Origin of the sequence: Taylorella equigenitalis ATCC 35865, from assembly GCF_000276685.1 — a bacterium.
Classification (GTDB): Bacteria; Pseudomonadota; Gammaproteobacteria; order Burkholderiales; family Burkholderiaceae_B; genus Taylorella; species Taylorella equigenitalis.
In genome coordinates this window covers 1,656,383-1,675,620 of the sequence record NC_018108.1, presented here as the reverse complement: position 1 = coordinate 1,675,620, position 19,238 = coordinate 1,656,383, and the positions used below count along the sequence as shown (strand labels likewise).

Sequence of the window (19,238 nt, the reverse complement as noted above, 5' to 3'; positions counted from 1 at the left end):
ATAAAGAACTTCTAAAACTTGCAAATTATTACTAAAATTTAAGACTTATTTCAAGTCCTTTCAAAATATTTCAATTCCGTCCTCATACTAATCTTGGAGTGCATATGAATAAGGTTTATAAGTCTTTATATAACGAAACCCTTGGTGCTTGGGTTGCCGTCTCAGAAAACACAAAATCTCACGGAAAAAAATCCAATACATCAAAACTTGCAATGGTGGCAATGTTCTTTCTTTCAATGTGTGGGGTAGCCTATCCACAAACTCAAGCTCAACCACAACTTAATGCACAAGGCAACTTAATTTCAAATACAAACACCGTGACAGATGCTACAGATTCCGTGGTTTTAGGAAAAGAAAACCAAGTTACAAAACTTCAAGATTCAGTAGTACTCGGAAAGAAAAACACAGTCAAAAATATAGAGGACGGTCAAAATCTAACTGAGTTAGTTGTATTTGGAACTCAAAATAACATACTAACAAATAAATCCATTTCTATAGGTAGTCAAACACAGATTGGCTTCGATCAAAACAAATTACGTAACATTAGAACCAGGGGTTACGTAAGAAACTATATAGTCGAAATTTATGGTCCGTCAGAAGATTTAGCTTCAAATAGAGATCTTCTCAAAAGAAAAGCTGACGGAGATAAAAGATTGCAGGGATTCACTGTAGGTCGCAATATTGCATTAGGCCATAAGGCACTTACAATGGGGTCTGATTTAATTTCAATAGGTACAGATTCAGCCGTATTTGGTTGGAAATCAATCGGTATAGGACATAGGAATACGGCTTTTGGTGAATCTTCTATTGCCATAGGTGATAAGAATATATCATCACGAAATCATGAAGTAGTTATCGGTACAAATAATAATTCTCATAGCCTTGGTGGAGTAACGATAGGTGCAGAAAATGATGCCAAAGGTGTGGGTAATATTGCTATAGGTTCACTTAATAAGTTTAGGCTTCTTCAAAGTCCAGCTAAACATCCTGAATTTATCCCAGGTAGTATTGGAATTGGTCTGGACAATTACATCGATGGAGTTGATTCCATAGTAATGGGTACTTCCAACCATGCATTAGGTCGGAACCAAGTAGTAACTGGGTATAAAAATCTTACAGAATCCTCAGCGCGATCCGTAGTGTCTGGTTATAACAATATTGCTTGGGGTTCCCTAATAGCAATTGGTGCACAAAACCATACCTATTATTCAACAGGTGCTATGATGATTGGTGATTCTAATTATATAGGAACGCACAAAGCAGAAGAGATAGCTAAGTTTGATCAAATAATATCAGAGAATATGACCAACTATGCTGACTCATTCCAAACTGAAAAACCGTCTGGACTTAAATGGGATAACTCTAACATTGACTCACTTGGCAATGATAACTTGTTAAAGAGTCAAATTTTATTAAATGAGGTAGACGATTTCGATAAAAAACTGAGAGAAGCTCTTAAATCACAAGAAAAGCAAATAGTTGATGACGAAGGAGGTTTAAGCAATCCAAATAACAACTATAACAATAGATCAATAGCTTTTGGTAGTTTTAACACTATACTGGGTCAGTACAGCCTTGCTATTGGTTATGGCAATAAGTCTAGAAGCTACAATACAACATTAATTGGTAGAGATAATTTATCTATAGGTGAATATTCCCAACTTGTGGGTACGGAAAATGTATCGGTTCAACAGTTTGCTTCAATTCTTGGATTTGGAAATAGAATTTCTAAAGAAACGCCTTTCATATTAAAAGGTAATTCCCAACCAGTAATTAATGGATCTGCACTTGGCGTGCGTAACTATGTTTCAGCAGCATACGCAACGGGATTGGGTTATAGGAACACAGCTTTAAATACTTATTCTACAGCAATTGGAGCTAGGAACTTAGCAAAAGGTGAACAGTCTTTTGCAGGTGGATATTTTTCAACAGCTGAGGGTAATCGATCACTTGCTTTAGGATATTATTCTTATTCAAATTTTAAAGCTAACGCAATAGGGTTGTATTCTGTAGCACTGGGTGATTATTCAAATTCCTATGGGGTAACTAATAGATCACTGGGTATAAATTCATCCACTTTCGGGAACAACAACGTAGCTGGCAAGCTAACTACACAAGAAACAATTTATGAATTATCAGATGAATTTGATGTTTTTGCAGGTGCATCTGGAAATACTCATGGAACAAGCATTTCTGCAGAGAATGGTGAAAGACTTAAATTTTTAAATGTATTTGGCGTAGACACTAATATTCTTTTAGCCCATGAAAATTTAAACGTAGACAAAACTAAACATAAAGACTATGACCAAAACAAACCTAACGCATACCTGCCTGTCTATGGTGGGTATCAAGTAGCTTTGGGTTATAACAATTACGCAGTAGGTGATAAAACATTATCTTCAGGTTATTACAACTTAGCACTTGGAAATCAATCGTTAGCTGTAGGACAATTCAACCTGTCTAAAGATGATAAAACATCCTCACTAGGGTTTTTCAATAGAGCCATGGCTAGAAATGCTACTGCCTTGGGTAGTAGTAACTTGGTAGGTTATCTAAAACCCACTAAAGAACAAATTGATGCTGAGAAAGGTAATTTCAGTACAGCAGTGGGTTACGCAAATGCTTCATTTGGTAAAAATGCCCATACATTTGGTAGTAGGAACATTGCAGCAGCCGACTTTGCTACAGCAATCGGACATGAATCTATTGCTTCTGAGTCAAATTCTGTTGCCCTAGGGGTAGAAGCTCATGCAACTAAATCTCGTGCAATCGCTTCTGGCTATCAAGCATACGCTTATGGGTTCCTATCAAGTGCTTATGGTGATACTGCACATGCCTTTGGTGAAAGCTCATTAGCACTGGGTCGTCATAACGAATCATTTATGGCACAGAGCTTCTCCACTGGTGATGCTAACAAAGTGAATGGTCGCTATTCTGGTGCATATGGTTACGCAAACCAAGTTAAATCGCCTAGTGCATACGCATACGGTAATAAAAACATTGTTAATTCTAACTCTTCGGGTGCATTCGGTAACTTCAATACAATCGAAGAAACTGCAGACCGCACATATGTATTGGGTCGCAATGTAACCGTAGCCAACGCAAACAGTGTGATTCTGGGAAATATGTCGGAATCCAAGGCAGCTACGGCATTCACAAAATCACAAGTTGATTTCTTGACATTAAAAGCGGAATTTGCGGGCATTGCCAACGAAAAATTTGGTGTGGTTTCAGTCGGTGCCGCCGACAAATCGCAAGCTAAAGACACTATTAATTTAACGGTTGCACGTGCGATCGCTCAAAAGGACCTTGTTCAAAACTTCTTGAGCGAAAATTTGAAATATGCAGATGCATTTGTGGCTAAGCGTCAAGAGATTGAGGCGGAGGAACTTAAAAAGGACCCACAATTTGATGTGAGCACAATCACTAATGAGGTGGTTGAAAAAAGGTTACTCGATGGAGGCATCACAAAACCAGCTGAACTTCCTGAAAATATCAAGGACTTGGACCTTGCTACATTGACAAAAATTGCTGAAGGCAAATTCAAGGATGCTTACGAGCTTGCGGATGCTAAAGTCGGACCACGTCAAATCGTGAACGTGGCTGCAGGTCAGATTACGGCTGATAGTACTGATGCGATTAACGGCTCGCAATTGTACTCTGTGGCTAAGGCTCTAAATGAAAAAATAGTGTCTGATTTAGCATCGGCTGGGGCTGGTAAGCTTGAGAGCTTTGTGTTTAAGGGTAACACCGATAAAGTTGGCAATGCTAACGCAGGCATAACCCTAAATAAGGATAATAAAACGCTCACTATCGGCGGTACAGGTGTGGACCTTAATAAATTTGATGATGGTCACAATATTATGACTTTTGCTGAAGGCGAAAAAATCACTATAGCAGTCAAAAAAGCACCAGAATTTAATGGCTTAAAACTAGGTAAAGTTGGTACTCCTGCAGCTAACCCTGGTGATCCTATGGGTCCTGCAACTCCAGGTATGCTGACGATCATTGGTGCTGACAATAAAGAACACACAATTAAAGTTGTTGATGGTGCGGGTGCATTGGGAGATGCTGCGGATAGCAAAAAACCTCGTATGCAAGTGGATGGTTCAGATTTAGCGACGATGGCGGATGGGTACAAAATCACTGCAGGTACTAAATCTGCAAATGCATCGCTTAATTCAGAGATTGAGTTTAAAGGTGAGGGAGGTTTAACTACTGAAGTTTCCCAGGAGGGTGGCAAAACAGTAGTGACGGTCAAACTTTCAACGACACCTTCTTCATCAGGTTCAACACTTGAAGTCGGTGCGAATAAACCAGCAGACGAAGATGGTGCAAACCCAGTTGAAGGTGTGAAAGAACTTAATATCGTAGGTCACGCAGATAATAAAGATAAGCCTACTACGGACTTCGATGCTGGCAAAAACATTCAAACCACGGTGGCTAAAGATTCTTCAGGCAAAACTACAGTACAAGTAGCCCTTAAGAAAGATCTATCAGTTCGTTCAATGAAAGTAGGTGGTGATGGTAAGAATGGCACTGAAAAAGGCAATGGTCAAATTGATCTTGCCAATGAGGATGGCAGTTTTACGACAATCGCAGTTAATAAAGAAGGTGCTTCTGCCCTAGGTAAAACCGCTAAAAAACCACGTCTTACTGTGAAAGGAAAAGATGGAGTGAGTGAGGATATTGCCACATTGCAAGATGGTTTGAGCTTCCAAGGTGATGGTGATAAGGCACTCAACAAAACTCTAAACAGCACAGTAAAAATCACGGGTGGTCAGAAAGATGCTACTAAACTGTCTAAGGCTCCTAACGTAGGCGTGATGGTTGAGGGTGACGGCGAAAACCAAGTGCTTGCAGTTCGCTTATCGAAAAATCTCACAGGCCTTGAGTCTGCGGAGTTCGGCGATGATGTTACCGTGAATGCTTCGGGACTTCAAATCAAGGACGGTCCGAGTGTGACTAAAGATGGCATAGATGCGGGTGGGAAAGCCATTGCCAACGTGGCTGACGGCGTGAAACCTACTGATGCAACGAATTTCGGGCAGCTTACAAAAACTCGAAATGAGCTAAGAGGTCAAATAGAAACAAGTCGTCAGGATGCGAATGCTGGCACAGCTACGGCTATGGCGGTTGGCACGCTTCCACAGGCTTATAGACCAGGTCAAAGTGTTGTTGGCATGTCAGGAAGTACTTATGAAGGTCATACAGGATTTGCAGTCGGAGTTTCAACCGTTACTAAGAATGGCAAATGGATTCTGAAAGGCAATGTCTCTGGCAACGGACGCGGAGGTTTAGGTGCTTCTATAGGAGCTGGCTATTCTTGGGATTAGTTTTGTGCCCATAACTAGCTGTTTGCATTAGAAATACCCTCGAGAAATCGGGGGTATTTGTTTAGACAATTTGGGTGTTTTATGTAATTTTGTGTATTTTTAAGTACAAAAAATTACTTATTATTACTTAAAATTTGATTTTTGTTACGTAGTCATAAAATTATTACGTTTTGTTTCATACACTTAATTATTGAATCAATTAATTATAGGAGGGTTTATGAACAAAATATTTAAAACTATATATAACAAAACACTCAATGCTTGGGTTGTTGTCTCCGAATGTACAAAATCTCACAGTAAAAAAACAAAATCTTCAAAAGTTGCAATGGTAGCAATGCTATCACTTTCTTTAGGTGGGGTGGCACTAGCAGATGATACTGCTCCAAAAGTTGATGTATATCATCTTGCAAAGGATCTTGTTCAAGATGACAATGGCAATATTATAGGTAGTCAAAGCCAAGTTTCTGGTGGTTATTTAAATTTTGCTCTGATAAATGGTTCAGTTGTTGGATATGAAGGTGATATAAATCCTGAAGGTAATGTGTCAATAGGGGCTCAATCTTTTGTAAAAGGGGGTACAGATAGTTTTGCAATAGGTTCTCATGCCCAAGTTCATAATGGTCCTGGCACTGATGGTTTTGGCAATTATGCCATAGGTGCGGGTGCTCAAGTTGCTGCTTTAAAAAAAGATGGTAATCCACAAAGTTCTATTGCAATAGGTTCATTTGCAAAAGTTTATGGACGAGAATCTCAGTCCATAGGGTATGAAGCACAGGTTTATGGTAATAAGAGTGTTGCAATAGGTCATGGAGCTGATGTTCAAGCAGATATGGCTTACGCATTTGGATTTCAATCTCACGCTTTCGGTAAATTCAGTATGTCTTTTGGAGCAACTTCTATAGCTAAAAAAGAACAAAGTATTGTATTGGGTGTGGGCTCTGAAGCATCAGATACAGGTTCAATGGTAATTGGTAATTTCGCATATGCTAGAGGTCCTTATTCATCAGCGTTTGGCACAAATGCACAGGCTAACACTGGTCGATCCGTGGCGGTAGGAACCCTCAACTATGCTGGTCTTTATAGTAAAAGTGGGGATATTAAAGAAGCTATTAGAAATATGCCAAATTTTAATTTATTTGGTCCAGATGATGATTCAGTAGCAAATGAAAAATTTAATAATTTTGTTAATAAAGTTGTAGAGGCAAATTCTAATCAACCCTTAGGTCACAGTTCAGCTATCGGCGTTGAAAACGTTGCTGTCTATAAAACAGACGTAGCAATGGGATTTAGAAACTATGCAGTTGGTTTCAAATCTGTGGCAATTGGTAGAGATAACATTGCCAAAGGGCAAAATTCTATAGCATTTGGTCAAAGCAGTTTCGCATTCGATAACGTGACCATTGCCAACGGTATAAATACAGTAGCTAAGACAGAAAATGCCGTAGCTTCAGGTATCGATTCGGTTGCAATCGGTTCAAATTCAGTAGCATACGGTACTAAAAACGTTGTAATGAATAACGACAGTGCATCTATCGGTAATAAGAACGTCGTTAATGCTATAAGTGGCGTGGCAGTTGGTTCTGGCAATAGGGTCGGCTTTAAAGATAATGAAACCATCAATCAAATATTCCCTAACGATAAGTGGAAAAATGATCCAGATGGTATAGAAGCGATGGAATCGAATGCGGAAAATTTATCTGCATTTGGTGTGGATAATACCGTATATTCAACAACGAAAAATGGTCAATCGACTGCAGTAGGTTCATCTAATATCGTGCTTTCAGACTTGTCAATTGCTTCCGGTCACGGTAACAAACTTAATGGCATTGATAACATTGATGGAGAACCAGTTCAAAAAGAGAACGAACCTAAATTTATGGTTGCGTATGGTGCGAATAACTTCATTGCAAATAATTCCTCTACTGCTATAGGTCACAATAATGAGCTAGCTGGAACAAATACTTTGGCTTTTGGTGCGAATAACAAGGTTATAAACGGTGAATATAGTGTTTTGATTGGTAATGACAATAAAGTGACTGCTGCTAATACTGTGGGTATTGGTCGAAACATTAATGCGACGCTTGAAAACAGTGTGTATTTAGGTGCGGATTCGGCTTCAGGTGGTTATCAGGCTGTTACAGTTCCTACAGATGGAAAATGGGCTGGTGTTCCTGTAGCAAGTACTCCAGCAGCTAATGGTACACGTCAGGCTACTCCATCATTTGGCATCGTAACTGTAGGCTCTGCTGGTCATGAACGTCAAATCCAACACGTAGCCGCAGGACGCATTTCTGAAACAAGTACAGATGCGGTAAATGGCTCACAACTTAATTACTTCGCTAAGAAAATAGAGCAGTTATCGACAGGCGGAAGTGGTGCTACTGCTCCTGAATATGAATTCAAAGCTGGCACTGGAATCAAAGTTGATAAAAAAGAAGAGGGTGGCAAAATCACAATCACCATCTCTAAGTCTGAGACAAGCACTCCAACTCCAACTCCAACTCCAACACCAACTCCAACACCTGTAGCGGATCTTAAGGCAGGTGCGAATAAACCTGCAAATGAGGGCGGTGCAAATCCAGTTGATGGTGTGAAAGAACTTAATATCGTCGGTCACGCAGATAATAAAGATAAGCCTACTACGGATTTCGATGGTGGCAAGAATATTCAAACCACCGTGGCTAAAGATGCGACTTCAGGTAAGACTACGGTACAAGTTGCCCTTAAGAAAAACCTTGAAGTTAACAGTGTGACATTGGACTCTGACGGTTCTAAACCTACTAAACTTGCAGTGAACAAAAAAGGCACACCAGCTCTCGGTAAAGCCGACAAAAAATCACGTCTTGTTGTTAAGGCGAAAGGTGGTGCGAGCGAGGATATAGCCACTATGAATGATGGCTTGAGCTTTAAGGGCGATTCAGGCACGATCAACAAATCGCTTAACAAAACGCTCAAAATCACAGGCGGTCAGAAAGATGCTTCCAAATTGGCTAAAGACTCTAACGTAGGGGTGTTGGTTGAGGGCGAGGGCGAAAACCAAGTCTTAGCAGTTCGCTTATCAAAAAATCTCATAGGCCTTGATTCAGCGGAATTCGGAGATAAAGTCACAGTAAATGCTTCTGGACTACAAATCAAAGACGGTCCTAGTGTCACGCAAGACGGCATAGATGCAGGCGATATGCGAATAACTAACATCGCCCCTGGCATGGAGGACACCGATGCCGTTAATGTAGGACAGATGAACAATAAGATCTCCAAAACTCGCAAAGAGTTGCGTAATCAAATTGAGGAGCGTTATGGCGATTCAGCGGCGGGCATTGCGAGTGCTATGGCTGTTGCGACCCTGCCTCAGCCATATAAACCTGGTCAAAATATCATGAGTGTGGCTGGCAGTTCGCACGAAGGTCATACTGCGATGGCGGTTGGTATTTCTCGCATATCGAAATCAGGTAAATGGGTGCTTAAGGGCAATGTCTCTGGCAATGGACGTGGCCAGGTCAGTGCAGGTGTCGGAGCTGGCTTTACTTGGGAGTAGAATATCAAAAAGAGGGGGTGTAAATTCTAAACCTCTCGTCTAATCCTATTTATTTCGTAACCCCTAGTTATTGTCTAGGGGTTTTTATTACAAATTTTTATTGAAGTAATAATTTCTCACAAGCCAAGATTTTTATGTAAGTTTCTGCAATAAAATATTTACAAAAGGTAAATATTACACTAAAGTAACAATTTTTGTTGTCTAAACAAGTGGGGAAGTATGAACAAAATTTTCAAATCTAAATTTAATACACGCATAGGTGCATGGGTGGCTGTAAGTGAACTTGCACGTGGTTTTACAAAAAATTCAAGAGCATTACATGCTACAGCGATAGTGTTAACAGCATTTTCCCTCGGAGGAGGTCAGGTCTTAGCGCAGGCTCAGAATAACAATTTTGAAATCGCAGGCGGTGTAGTTGAAGCTGGTGCAACAAACAGTCTTGCATTTGGTAAGGATGCAAAAGTTAAAACTGGTGAGCTTAATTTTGCAATTGGTAAGAAGGCTTCCATTGAAGGCACTGACCCTAGTGGTAAACTTAAAACTAGATGGAGCTTAGCTTTCGGATGGAGTGCTAAGGTTACTGGAGGCGGAAAAAATAATATTGCAATAGGTCAAGAATCGTTAATTAATACAAGCGGAAATGATAATTTTGCTTTCGGTTGGGGAGCGAAAGTTGAGGATTTAGATGCTTCTAAACAGAAATATTCTACAGGTAGTTTTGCTCTAGGATCTTATGCAAGTGCTAAGGGTGATAAAGTTTTTGCCCTTGGCCATAATTCAAAAGCTGTAGGCAATAATTCAATAGCCATCGGTAATTCCTCTGTACAAGGTAATAATTCAGTTGCGATATTTGGTAGTGTAAATGGTGTTGATAATAGTGTAGCAATTGGAGGACATGTACGATATGATCCTAAAAGTCCACTTAATAACAACTCAACTGCTGTAGGATATGGTGCTAACACATTTGGCTGGTCATCAAACGCTCTAGGTTACCAAAGTATTTCCTTCAGAGAAGGGTCTGCTCAAGGATACCGTAACTATTCTTTTGGTAAATTTAGCTCATCTATTGGTGCACAAAATATAACGGTTGACACTGGTTCAAGTGCTATAGGGTTCATGAATAAAGCATTAGTTAATAGGTCTGTCGCAATTGGTGCAAGTAACTTTGCTGGTCGTGCAGAGTTTTTAGGACAATCTGATGTGGAAGCGGGGTATTATGACCCGAACTGGCATTCTGCTAAATCAACTAAAAAATTTAATTGGTTAAACGCTATTACTAGTGATTATAAAAAACTTTACGGAGAAGTATATTCTGACAAAAAAAATTGGCTTGAATCAACTTTGTACATCTGGATGGGTGGGGTTAACCGTGAAGGAAAAGTATCCTTTATTGAAAACAACAAATACATTAAAAAAGGCTTAACCGATAACCATGAAGTTACTATTGGAGAAGGTGATGCTCAAAAAACTCTAACACTCAAATTAACAAAAGCGTACACAGATGCATTACAAGAACAATTCTATGCTATGCATCAAACCTCAGTAGGTTCACAAAACGTTGCAACGGGTCATAAATCATCTGCGATTGGGTTTGGAAACGTTGCCATAGGAAATTATTCGGCTGCTGTTGGTTATGGAACTATGGCTTTAGCTTCTAACTCTTTAGCTTATGGTAATAAAACAATAGTTGAAGGCAAAAATTCATCGGCTTTTGGTCAACAAATCTACGTAGCACCTCAAAATTCTATGGCTGCAGGTTCTAGGAATTTAATACTAGAAGGCGGTGAGAATACATTCGTATTAGGATCTGATATTGAGACTAATTTAGCTAATAGCGTTTTCTTAGGTGCGAATTCTAAATCAGAAGGTTACGGTAAGCCTGAAGATGCTCCTAAAGATTATCAATGGGCTGGTGTAGTTAAAGAGGAAACTGACCCTGCAACTCCTAGTGCGGATGGAGCTCGTCAAGCTACAAAAACACTAGGTGTTGTATCTGTGGGTTCCGCTGGCAATGAGCGTCAAATCCAACACGTGGCTGCAGGTCGCATTAATAAAGATAGTACTGATGCGGTAAACGGATCTCAACTGTTTGTGGTTGCTGATGACCTAGCTAAAAAAATTAACAATTTAACTGGTCAATCTCCTTCTATCATGCTTCAAGGTGATTTAGGCACAACGCAAACATTACCACTATCTAATGTGATTAATATTGTGGGTAGTAACACTACTGCTGGTGATCTTATCACAGGAAATATCGGTGTTGAAGTTACAAAAGATGGTTCTGTAGCTATCAAACTTTCTAAAAAATTGACTGGTATAGAAAGTATAAATTTCGGTGATAGCGTAGTACTAAATAAAGAATTAGTTAAGAAAATCCAAAACTTTGATCCATCAAGTGGTGGTACTGGATCTAGTACCAAACAGTTAAACATTGCGGACCAAGCAGGTACTAAAGCACAACCTAAAGAAGACACAGTTCAACTTGTTGGAGGAGCTAAGGATTCATCAGATAACAATATCAAAACTGTAGTTGACACAAAAGATAAAGAGAAAGTTCACATCAAACTTGCTAAAAATCTGAAAGGTTTAGAATCAGCTGAATTTGTTGACGAAAATGGTGTAGGTACTGTAATCACTCGCGACGGTATATACATTAATCTCGTTGAGAAAGACGAAGATGGTAATCCTAAGAAAGGCTCAGATGGCAAACCTGTCACTAAGAAGGTTGCTATGGGCACTTCATACGCAGGTGATGACGGCAAAAAAGTTGATATTCCGCTAAACAAAACGCTTAATATTAAAGGCGGTGCTACTGACGTATCGTCAGAAAATAACGTTGGTGTTGTTAAAGGTGATGACAGTACTCTAAACATTCGTCTATCGAAAAACCTTAAAGGCATAGAAAGCATAGATGGCTTAAAAGAGATGTCATATGATGATATGCAAGATTCATCTAACGATAACAAAGCAGTAAGCGTTAAGTCTATGAAAAACTACATTGAGAAGTATGGCACGCCAGGCGGATCAGGTGGAAGCGACTTTAACGGTGATGCAGGCGGTAAGGAAATCACTAACTTGAAACCAGGTACAAAATCTAACAGTGCTGCTACTGTCGGTCAGTTGGAAGAGCGTTACGACGATGCTCTTGGAGCTTCCGCTATGGCTATGGCTACTGGAGGTCTTCCACAAGCTACTGCTCCAGGCAAAAGCATGGTAGCGGTTGCAGGTAGTACGCTTGAAGGCAAACAAGGGTATGCAATCGGTATATCTACAGTATCTAAGAGTGGAAAATGGGTGCTTAAGGGCTCAGTTGCAGGTTCTAGCAGAAGCCACTTAGGTGCTACAGTTGGAGCTGGTTACCAATGGTAATTTGTCGTAAGTTTTAACTGCATCTTACAACTTTGTAATAAGCCCTCACGTTTTCGGACCTGAGGGCTATTGTTTTTCTACAACTTAAATGTAAAGAATTGTAAGCAACTTAACTCTAATAAGCCAAACATCACAGGGAGGTAATGTTTCTGTAAGTCGCACGAGTGTTTTATTTTGTAACTTGTCTGAACATGTAACCTTATATCAATTTAAATTGTTTCGATTTATAACTTTGTTACAAAAAGCTCTTTCTGAGCTAAAGACATAGTGAGTGCTAGAACTTATATTGTTACTTATCGTAATTAATTTTTCCGTAGGTATGTTATGAATAGGGTGTTCAAATCTAAATTTAATAAAAAACTTGGGGCTTGGGTTGCAGTTTCTGAGCTGGCACGTGGCTTCAGTAAAAATTCAAAAATAGCAGTTGTTGGAGTTGCATTAGTTGCTACCGCAGGCATAGCAGATGCTAAACAAACAATTAATGAAGAGGTTGAAGTTACAGACTCTGTAGTTGTTAAGAAAAATGCTAAAGTAGATGGCAGTTTGTTACTAAATGGTTTCAATATTCGTGGGATTAAAGGTACTTCTGTAGCTGGACCAAAACTAGTAATTGACTATCTTAACCCAAATCCAGAAAATCCCGAATGGACGCCTGAATATTTTAATATTCAAATTGGGGTAGGGGCTTATGCAAAGGGTACACAGGCTTATTCAATTGGTCAATTTTCCAAAGCTGATGGTAAAGATGATTTTGCTGTAGGTCACTATGCTAAAGCAATAGGTGATTATAACTCTGTTTTTGGTTATAAGACACAAGCTTACACGTTCTCTGTAGCACTGGGTAATTACAATTTTGCAGACAATTCGTCATTTGCTGCAGGTCAATATAACTACGCTTTTACAAGAGAATCAGTGGCAGTTGGTTTAGAGAATGTTTCTTACTTTAATTATGCAGTGGCTATGGGTGCAGGTAATACTTCTTCATCAGCTACCGCTGTCTCTATGGGTGTAAACAACTACGCTGGTCAATCTAATCTTATGGGATTTAAAGATGTTGGTGGAGTTGAAACTCCAAGGTTGGTGGATGTCTTAGATTTTGAAAACAACAAATTTGAACCTATAAGTGATAAACCTGAGGATAGTCTCAAAGCATTTTTTATCAAGAATATGCGGAACAAAGAATACAGTGTCAGTTCGTTATGGCAATTCTATGGTCTAACTTTTACTGGTGAGGACGATCCAAATTTAAAAAAATTAAAACAATATGAAAATTATAAATATATAATCAATGCTCTTAAAGAGGCAGATAAAGATAAAAATAATTTTCAAACGGCTCTCGGAAACTTTAATACGGCTACTGGTAATTTATCCTCAGGTGTTGGGTCTATGAACCTAGCAATCGGAGATGCTTCTTCAGCAATAGGTCATAACAACCTTTCTCTAGGAGCGTGGTCTTCAGCTATTGGTGACTATAACACAAGTGTTGGTAAGTTCAATTCGGCTTTAGGTTACTTCAATCTTACTTTGGGTGAGTATTCTATTGCTGTCGGTACCAGAAATGTAGCTGAGAATACTGAAGGTAAAGTTAGTAGAGCTGGATTGGAGGGTTCTGTAGCAATCGGTGCATTTAACAAGGTACAAGATGATGCTATTGGATTAGGTACTAAAAATATAGTCTCAGCTGGATCAATAGCCGTAGGTGGTGCAAACAGACTTATCAAAAAAGATATTTCTATACAAAACAATGCTATAGTCGAGGGAAATGAATCAACCCTTAATCCTAATGGTTTTGTTTTTGGTTATGACAATAAATTGTATGCAGGCACTAAAGGTTCAGATAATGTGACTATAGTTGGCGGTCAAAACTTTGTACAAAATACACTGCAATCATCAGTTTTTGGTTATAGAAACTTTGTCGGTGCCGAAATGGACTTTTCCCAAGCTAGACCTGGATTTATAAAACTAAAAGACAGAACCACAAGTTATGCATTTGTAATGGGTAATTTAAACTTCTCTAATGCATCATTCTCAACGGTTCTTGGTAATGAAAACGAAGTTAAAGAAACAGCTGATTACTCTGTAGTTCTTGGAGATCATATCAAAGCTGATATCCGTGGAGCAATTTACCTGGGTTCATATGCTAAAACTAAAGGATACGTTAAAGCTGATGTGCCAGAGGGAAAAAATTGGAAGTGGGCGGCTAACCTCGATAAAGCACGAGTAATGACTATTGGCTCTGAAGGTTTTGAGCGTCAAATCCAACACGTGGCAGCAGGTCGTATTAATAAAGATAGTACTGATGCGGTAAACGGATCACAACTGTTTGCGGTTGCTGATGATTTAGCTAAAAAAATTAACAATTTAACTGGTCAATCTCCTTCTATCATACTTAAAGGTGATTTAGGTACAAAGCAAACATTACCACTATCTAATGTGATTAATATTGTGGGTAGTAACACTACTGCTGGTGATCTTATCACAGGAAATATTGGTGTTGAAGTCAAAGAGGGCAATGTTGACATCAAACTTTCTAAAAAATTGACTGGTATAGAAAGTATAAATTTCGGTGATAGCGTAGTACTAAATAAAGAATTAGTTAAGAAAATCCAAAACTTTGATCCATCAAGTGGTGGTACTGGATCTAGTACCAAACAGTTAAACATTGCGGACCAAGCAGGTACTAAAGCACAACCTAAAGAAGACACAGTTCAACTTGTTGGAGGAGCTAAGGATTCATCAGATAACAATATCAAAACTGTAGTTGACACAAAAGATAAAGAGAAAGTTCACATAAAACTTGCTAAAAATCTGAAAGGTTTAGAATCAGCTGAATTTGTTGATGAAAATGGTAATGGTACTGTAATCACCAAAGATGGTATTAAAACTGTTGTCAAAGAGAAGGATTCAGAAGGTAAAGATGTGATTAAAGAAATCGCTATGGGCACTTCATACGCAGGTGATGACGGCAAAAAAGTTGATATTCCGCTAAACAAAACGCTTAATATCAAAGGCGGTGCTACTGATGTTTCGACAGAAAATAACGTTGGTGTTGTTAAAGGTGATGACAGTACTCTAAACATTCGTCTATCGAAAAACCTCAAAGGCATTGAGAGCATAGATGGCTTAAAAGAGATGTCATATGATGATATGCAAGATTCATCTAACGATAACAAAGCAGTAAGCGTTAAGTCTATGAAAAACTACATTGAGAAGTATGGCACGCCAGGTGGATCAGGTGGAAGCGACTTTAACGGTGATGCAGGCGGTAAGGAAATCACTAACTTGAAACCAGGTACAAAATCTAACAGTGCTGCTACTGTCGGTCAGTTGGAAGATGCTAAACGTGAAGTTCGTAGAGATGCATTTAGCGGAGCAGCTATGGCTATGGCAGTAGCTAATCTTCCTCAATCTACAACTCCAGGTGAAAAAACAGTGTCTATTGCTGCTGGTGTAGTTGAAGGTCGTACAGGTTATGCTATGGGTATCTCTTCTACTTCAATGAGTGGTAAATGGAAACTTCGCGGTTCTATCACTGGTTCAGACCGTGGCCATATCGGTGGCGGTATCGGAGCAGGATATTCATGGAAGTAAATTCCTAACGTACATTCTATAAAGTGTAGCAACCCACGGCTTCGGTCGTGGGTTTTTTGCTTGGTGTTTAGGGGAGGACCTTATTTGTTAATAGATATTTCTTCCTATAAAATGAATGAAGAACGGCATTTTTCCTTATCCTTTGGATAGCGTATAAATTTATGATTGACCAACTCTCCCAAATCGATACTATTACTGACCCAAGTTTACTTGATAAATATTCAAACGATGCCAGTGGCTATAAACACATGAAACCTAGCATCGTCTATCGTCCACGTAATACGGAGGAAGTGGCTACTGTCGTTAAGTATTGCCACGAGCAAAATAAAAGTTTTACCGTGCAAGGTGGTCTGTCAGGATTGGCTGCAGGTGCGATTCCAAACGAAGGTGATATCGCTATAAACCTCGAACTTATGAACAAGATTGAGGAGATTGATACCGTTGGAGGGACGGCTCTTGTGCAGGCAGGGGTTGTTCTAGAAACTTTGCAGCAAGCCGTTCTTGAGCAGGGTTGGTATTTTCCACTTGATTTGGGAGCTCGCGGATCCTGTCATGTGGGCGGGAATATTGCCACAAATGCAGGGGGTAATAAAGTATTTCGTTACGGGACTATGCGTGATCTGACACTTGGAGTTGAGGTGGTATTGCCAGATGGAACTGTGCTCGATATGACATACCGCATGATAAAAAATAATACGGGTCTTGATTTAAAGCATTTATTTATCGGCTCTGAGGGGCGTTATGGCATTGTGACGCGTGCAGTTTTAAGGCTTTATCCAAAGCCAGATCACATCCACAATGCACTTGTTGCTTTAGATGATTTTGAAGCAGTTACCGCTTTACTTACTAAGACACGTGCCTCACTTGCGGAGATTGCTAGTTTTGAGGTGATGTGGCGCGAGTATCTTGTTATGTCTTCTGAAGTTCAGGGGCTAAGTGTGCCATTTGGCGGTGAGTATCCATACTACGTGCTTATGGAAGTAGAGGGATCACGTGCCGATTTGAATGAGAGATTTCATGACTATCTAGGGGGCGTGCTAGAAGAGGGGCTTGCCGTCGATGCATTAATTCCTCAAAATCATGCACAATCTGACGAACTATGGCAAATACGCGATGGAATTATGCCGTGTATCCGCAAACTTGGTACAGTGATTAATTTTGATATTGGACTGCCGATTAAGCATATGAAGGAGTTTTACGAGAAATTTGTAGAAGTAACTTCTGAAAAATATCCAAATATGGTGTATTTAATATTTGGACATATCGGAGATGGTAATTTGCACATAACGACAGGTGGAATCACTGAAAGCGATATCATACCTGTGGAGAAAATGGTCTACGAAATCATTAAGCCAATGCGTGGGAGCATTACGGCAGAGCACGGTATAGGCCGTATCAAAAAGGATTTTCTGACATATACTCGTGACCCAGAACAAATTGAAGTGATGAAGATGATAAAAAATACGATAAATAGCAAGGACCTGCTAAATCGCGGTCGTGTTATCGATTGATTTTTAGTGGTTCATTTGATTTTGCTTGGTCAACAGAAAATCGACTATGTTTATGTGCTCAATGCCATCATGATTACCCAGGTTGGTTTCATCCATGGTAATAACGAATTTCGGATAATTATCTTTTATCGCTAATAAGGGCTTAAACTCTCGCTCAACAGTATCTTGGGTTTCTAATTTATATGCCACCTGAATGTATAATCTTTTGTTGTTTTGGGTGCATATAAAATCAATATCCATCGAATTAAGCTTACCTACAAATACATCGTATCCTCTTCTCCTTAATTCTAAGTACACTATATTTTCAAGAACACCTGATATGTATGTAGGTCTGAATCCAAGCATGGAATATAACAAAGACATATCTGCAAGATAGAACTTTTCTAAGGTTTTTAAAATCTCTTTTCCTTTAAGGTTAAAGCGTTTACATCTATAAATAATAAAAGCACCTTTTAGAGCATTTAAATACTCGTACACGGTATTTAGGCTGATATTTCTGTGTTGACTTTTAAAAAATCAGCAATACTTTGTGCAGAAAAAGTATTGCCAACATTATCGAAAATATAATTAACAACACGATTTAAAAGTTCAGTATCTCGAATTTTATGTCTTTGAATTGTATCTCTTAAGATTACTGAACTATAGATGTCTTGGACAAGTTTGAAGCAAGTATCAAGGCTATGGTTGGCTAGATGCACTATTGGAAATCCACCTTTTTGACTATATTCTAAGATTAGGATATAGTACTTTTCTTTATTATTTATAAGTCCACATATGTGCTTATAAAGCCCACCAGCTTGGAGAAAATGTTCATTAGAGAAAGTCTCTAGGTATATATATTATCCTTCTTCCATCTATTCCTCGGTTTTTCAATTCTTTAGCAAGGAGTTTAAGAACAGTAGACTTACCACAGCGACGAATACCAGTTAGTATTTTGATAACGGGTGTGTCTATAAATTTTTTAATTTTGTCTAGATATGTGGGTCTAGGTACGGTATGTGTAAAGCTAGGATAATAGGACGTATAGTCAATCTTAAAGTTTCTATTTTTTCATTATAAGTATAAAAACATTATATTTTTATAAGTTTCTTCAGTATAGGTCTAAAAACTTATGCTTTGAGCTGTGAAAAAAGCACCCGCATTTTATGGGTGCTTATGGGTGCTTGTCACATTGAATGGTACCAAGCCTTAAATTTACTTTATAGTAAATAGAGAAATTTTAGAAATTGACTACTTAACAGATTCTGCCATAACCTTTTGAACGGCTTCGTCCTTATCCATAGCTTCCATAAATCGTTTCACATTTGGATAATTTGTGAAATCTTTAGGTGTTTTTTTAGACCATTGAGTCATAACATAAGCATAAGCATCCGCAAGTGTTCGCTTGTTTTTATAAACATGCTCACCATCACCAATTAATCTATCCAAGTTGGTAAGCACTCGATCGATTCGTTTATAAGCAGCTTCACGAATAGGCTCAAAATCTTGTTCTTCCTGAGAAGTAGTAAATTTTTGTGGACCAAAAACAGGCCAAAAAGCTGCATGAAAATCAGATGCAAGGAAACTAAGGATTTCAGCTAATTTTGCATCATCCACATCACTACCACTAGACAGTAAATCCGCACTTGGGTTTTGTTTAGCAATATAGTTCATAATAGCAGTCGCCTGCGTAATAACTTGACCATCATTAAGCACTAAAGCAGGAACTGAACCAAGCGGATTAATTTTAGTGTAGTCGTCTGTACCTAATTTAGCTTTTTCTACTTCGTAATCAACCCCCGCCCATTCAGCCACAATCCATGGAGCAACCGCACAAGTGCCAGGTGCATAATATAGTTTCATAAATCCTCCTGTTTAATACAAGCTATACCTAAACAAACAATCGTAAGGTTCATA

General features: G+C 38.9%; 8 protein-coding genes. 5 read left to right on the top strand and 3 right to left on the bottom strand.

Features of this window, described 5'->3' with window-relative positions:
* Positions 1 to 104 precede the first annotated feature (104 nt).
* The 5 genes from KUI_RS07690 (at position 105) to KUI_RS07670 (ending at position 17,342) form a co-directional block, all read left to right on the top strand.
* On the top strand, positions 105 to 5,336 hold the full coding sequence (locus tag KUI_RS07690; RefSeq protein ID WP_013521738.1) for an ESPR-type extended signal peptide-containing protein: 5,232 nt from the start codon (positions 105 to 107) through the stop codon (positions 5,334 to 5,336).
* Positions 5,337 to 5,553: 217 nt separating this feature from the next.
* A complete protein-coding gene (locus tag KUI_RS07685) occupies positions 5,554 to 8,871 on the top strand; it encodes a YadA-like family protein (protein WP_014840656.1) in 3,318 nt (1,105 codons plus the stop codon).
* Positions 8,872 to 9,090: 219 nt separating this feature from the next.
* Positions 9,091 to 12,240 carry a YadA-like family protein gene (locus KUI_RS07680; protein WP_014840655.1) on the top strand — a complete coding sequence of 1,050 codons (3,150 nt, stop codon included), beginning with the start codon at positions 9,091 to 9,093 and terminating at the stop codon, positions 12,238 to 12,240.
* Positions 12,241 to 12,564: 324 nt separating this feature from the next.
* Positions 12,565 to 15,831, top strand: a complete 3,267-nt coding sequence (locus KUI_RS07675) for a YadA-like family protein (protein ID WP_014840654.1) — start codon at positions 12,565 to 12,567, stop codon at positions 15,829 to 15,831.
* Positions 15,832 to 15,992: 161 nt separating this feature from the next.
* Entirely contained in the window at positions 15,993 to 17,342 is a 1,350-nt protein-coding gene (locus KUI_RS07670) for an FAD-binding oxidoreductase (RefSeq protein WP_014840653.1), read from the top strand.
* A 3-nt stretch (positions 17,343 to 17,345) separates the two neighbouring features.
* Here the strand turns inward: KUI_RS07670 and KUI_RS07665 are convergent, their stop codons facing one another.
* The 3 genes from KUI_RS07665 to KUI_RS07660 all read right to left on the bottom strand — a co-directional run bounded on the left by KUI_RS07665 (position 17,346) and on the right by KUI_RS07660 (position 19,184).
* Positions 17,346 to 17,819, bottom strand: a complete 474-nt coding sequence (locus KUI_RS07665; protein WP_014840652.1) for an ATP-binding protein — start codon at positions 17,817 to 17,819, stop codon at positions 17,346 to 17,348.
* Positions 17,820 to 18,155: 336 nt separating this feature from the next.
* Positions 18,156 to 18,275: an AAA family ATPase gene (locus tag KUI_RS08675; RefSeq protein ID WP_225972027.1), complete on the bottom strand. Its 120-nt coding sequence runs from the start codon at positions 18,273 to 18,275 to the stop codon at positions 18,156 to 18,158.
* Between the two features lie 297 nt (positions 18,276 to 18,572).
* The gene (locus tag KUI_RS07660; protein WP_014840650.1) at positions 18,573 to 19,184 is read right to left on the bottom strand and encodes a glutathione S-transferase family protein; all 612 of its coding nucleotides are present in this window, start codon (positions 19,182 to 19,184) and stop codon (positions 18,573 to 18,575) included.
* Positions 19,185 to 19,238 lie beyond the last annotated feature (54 nt).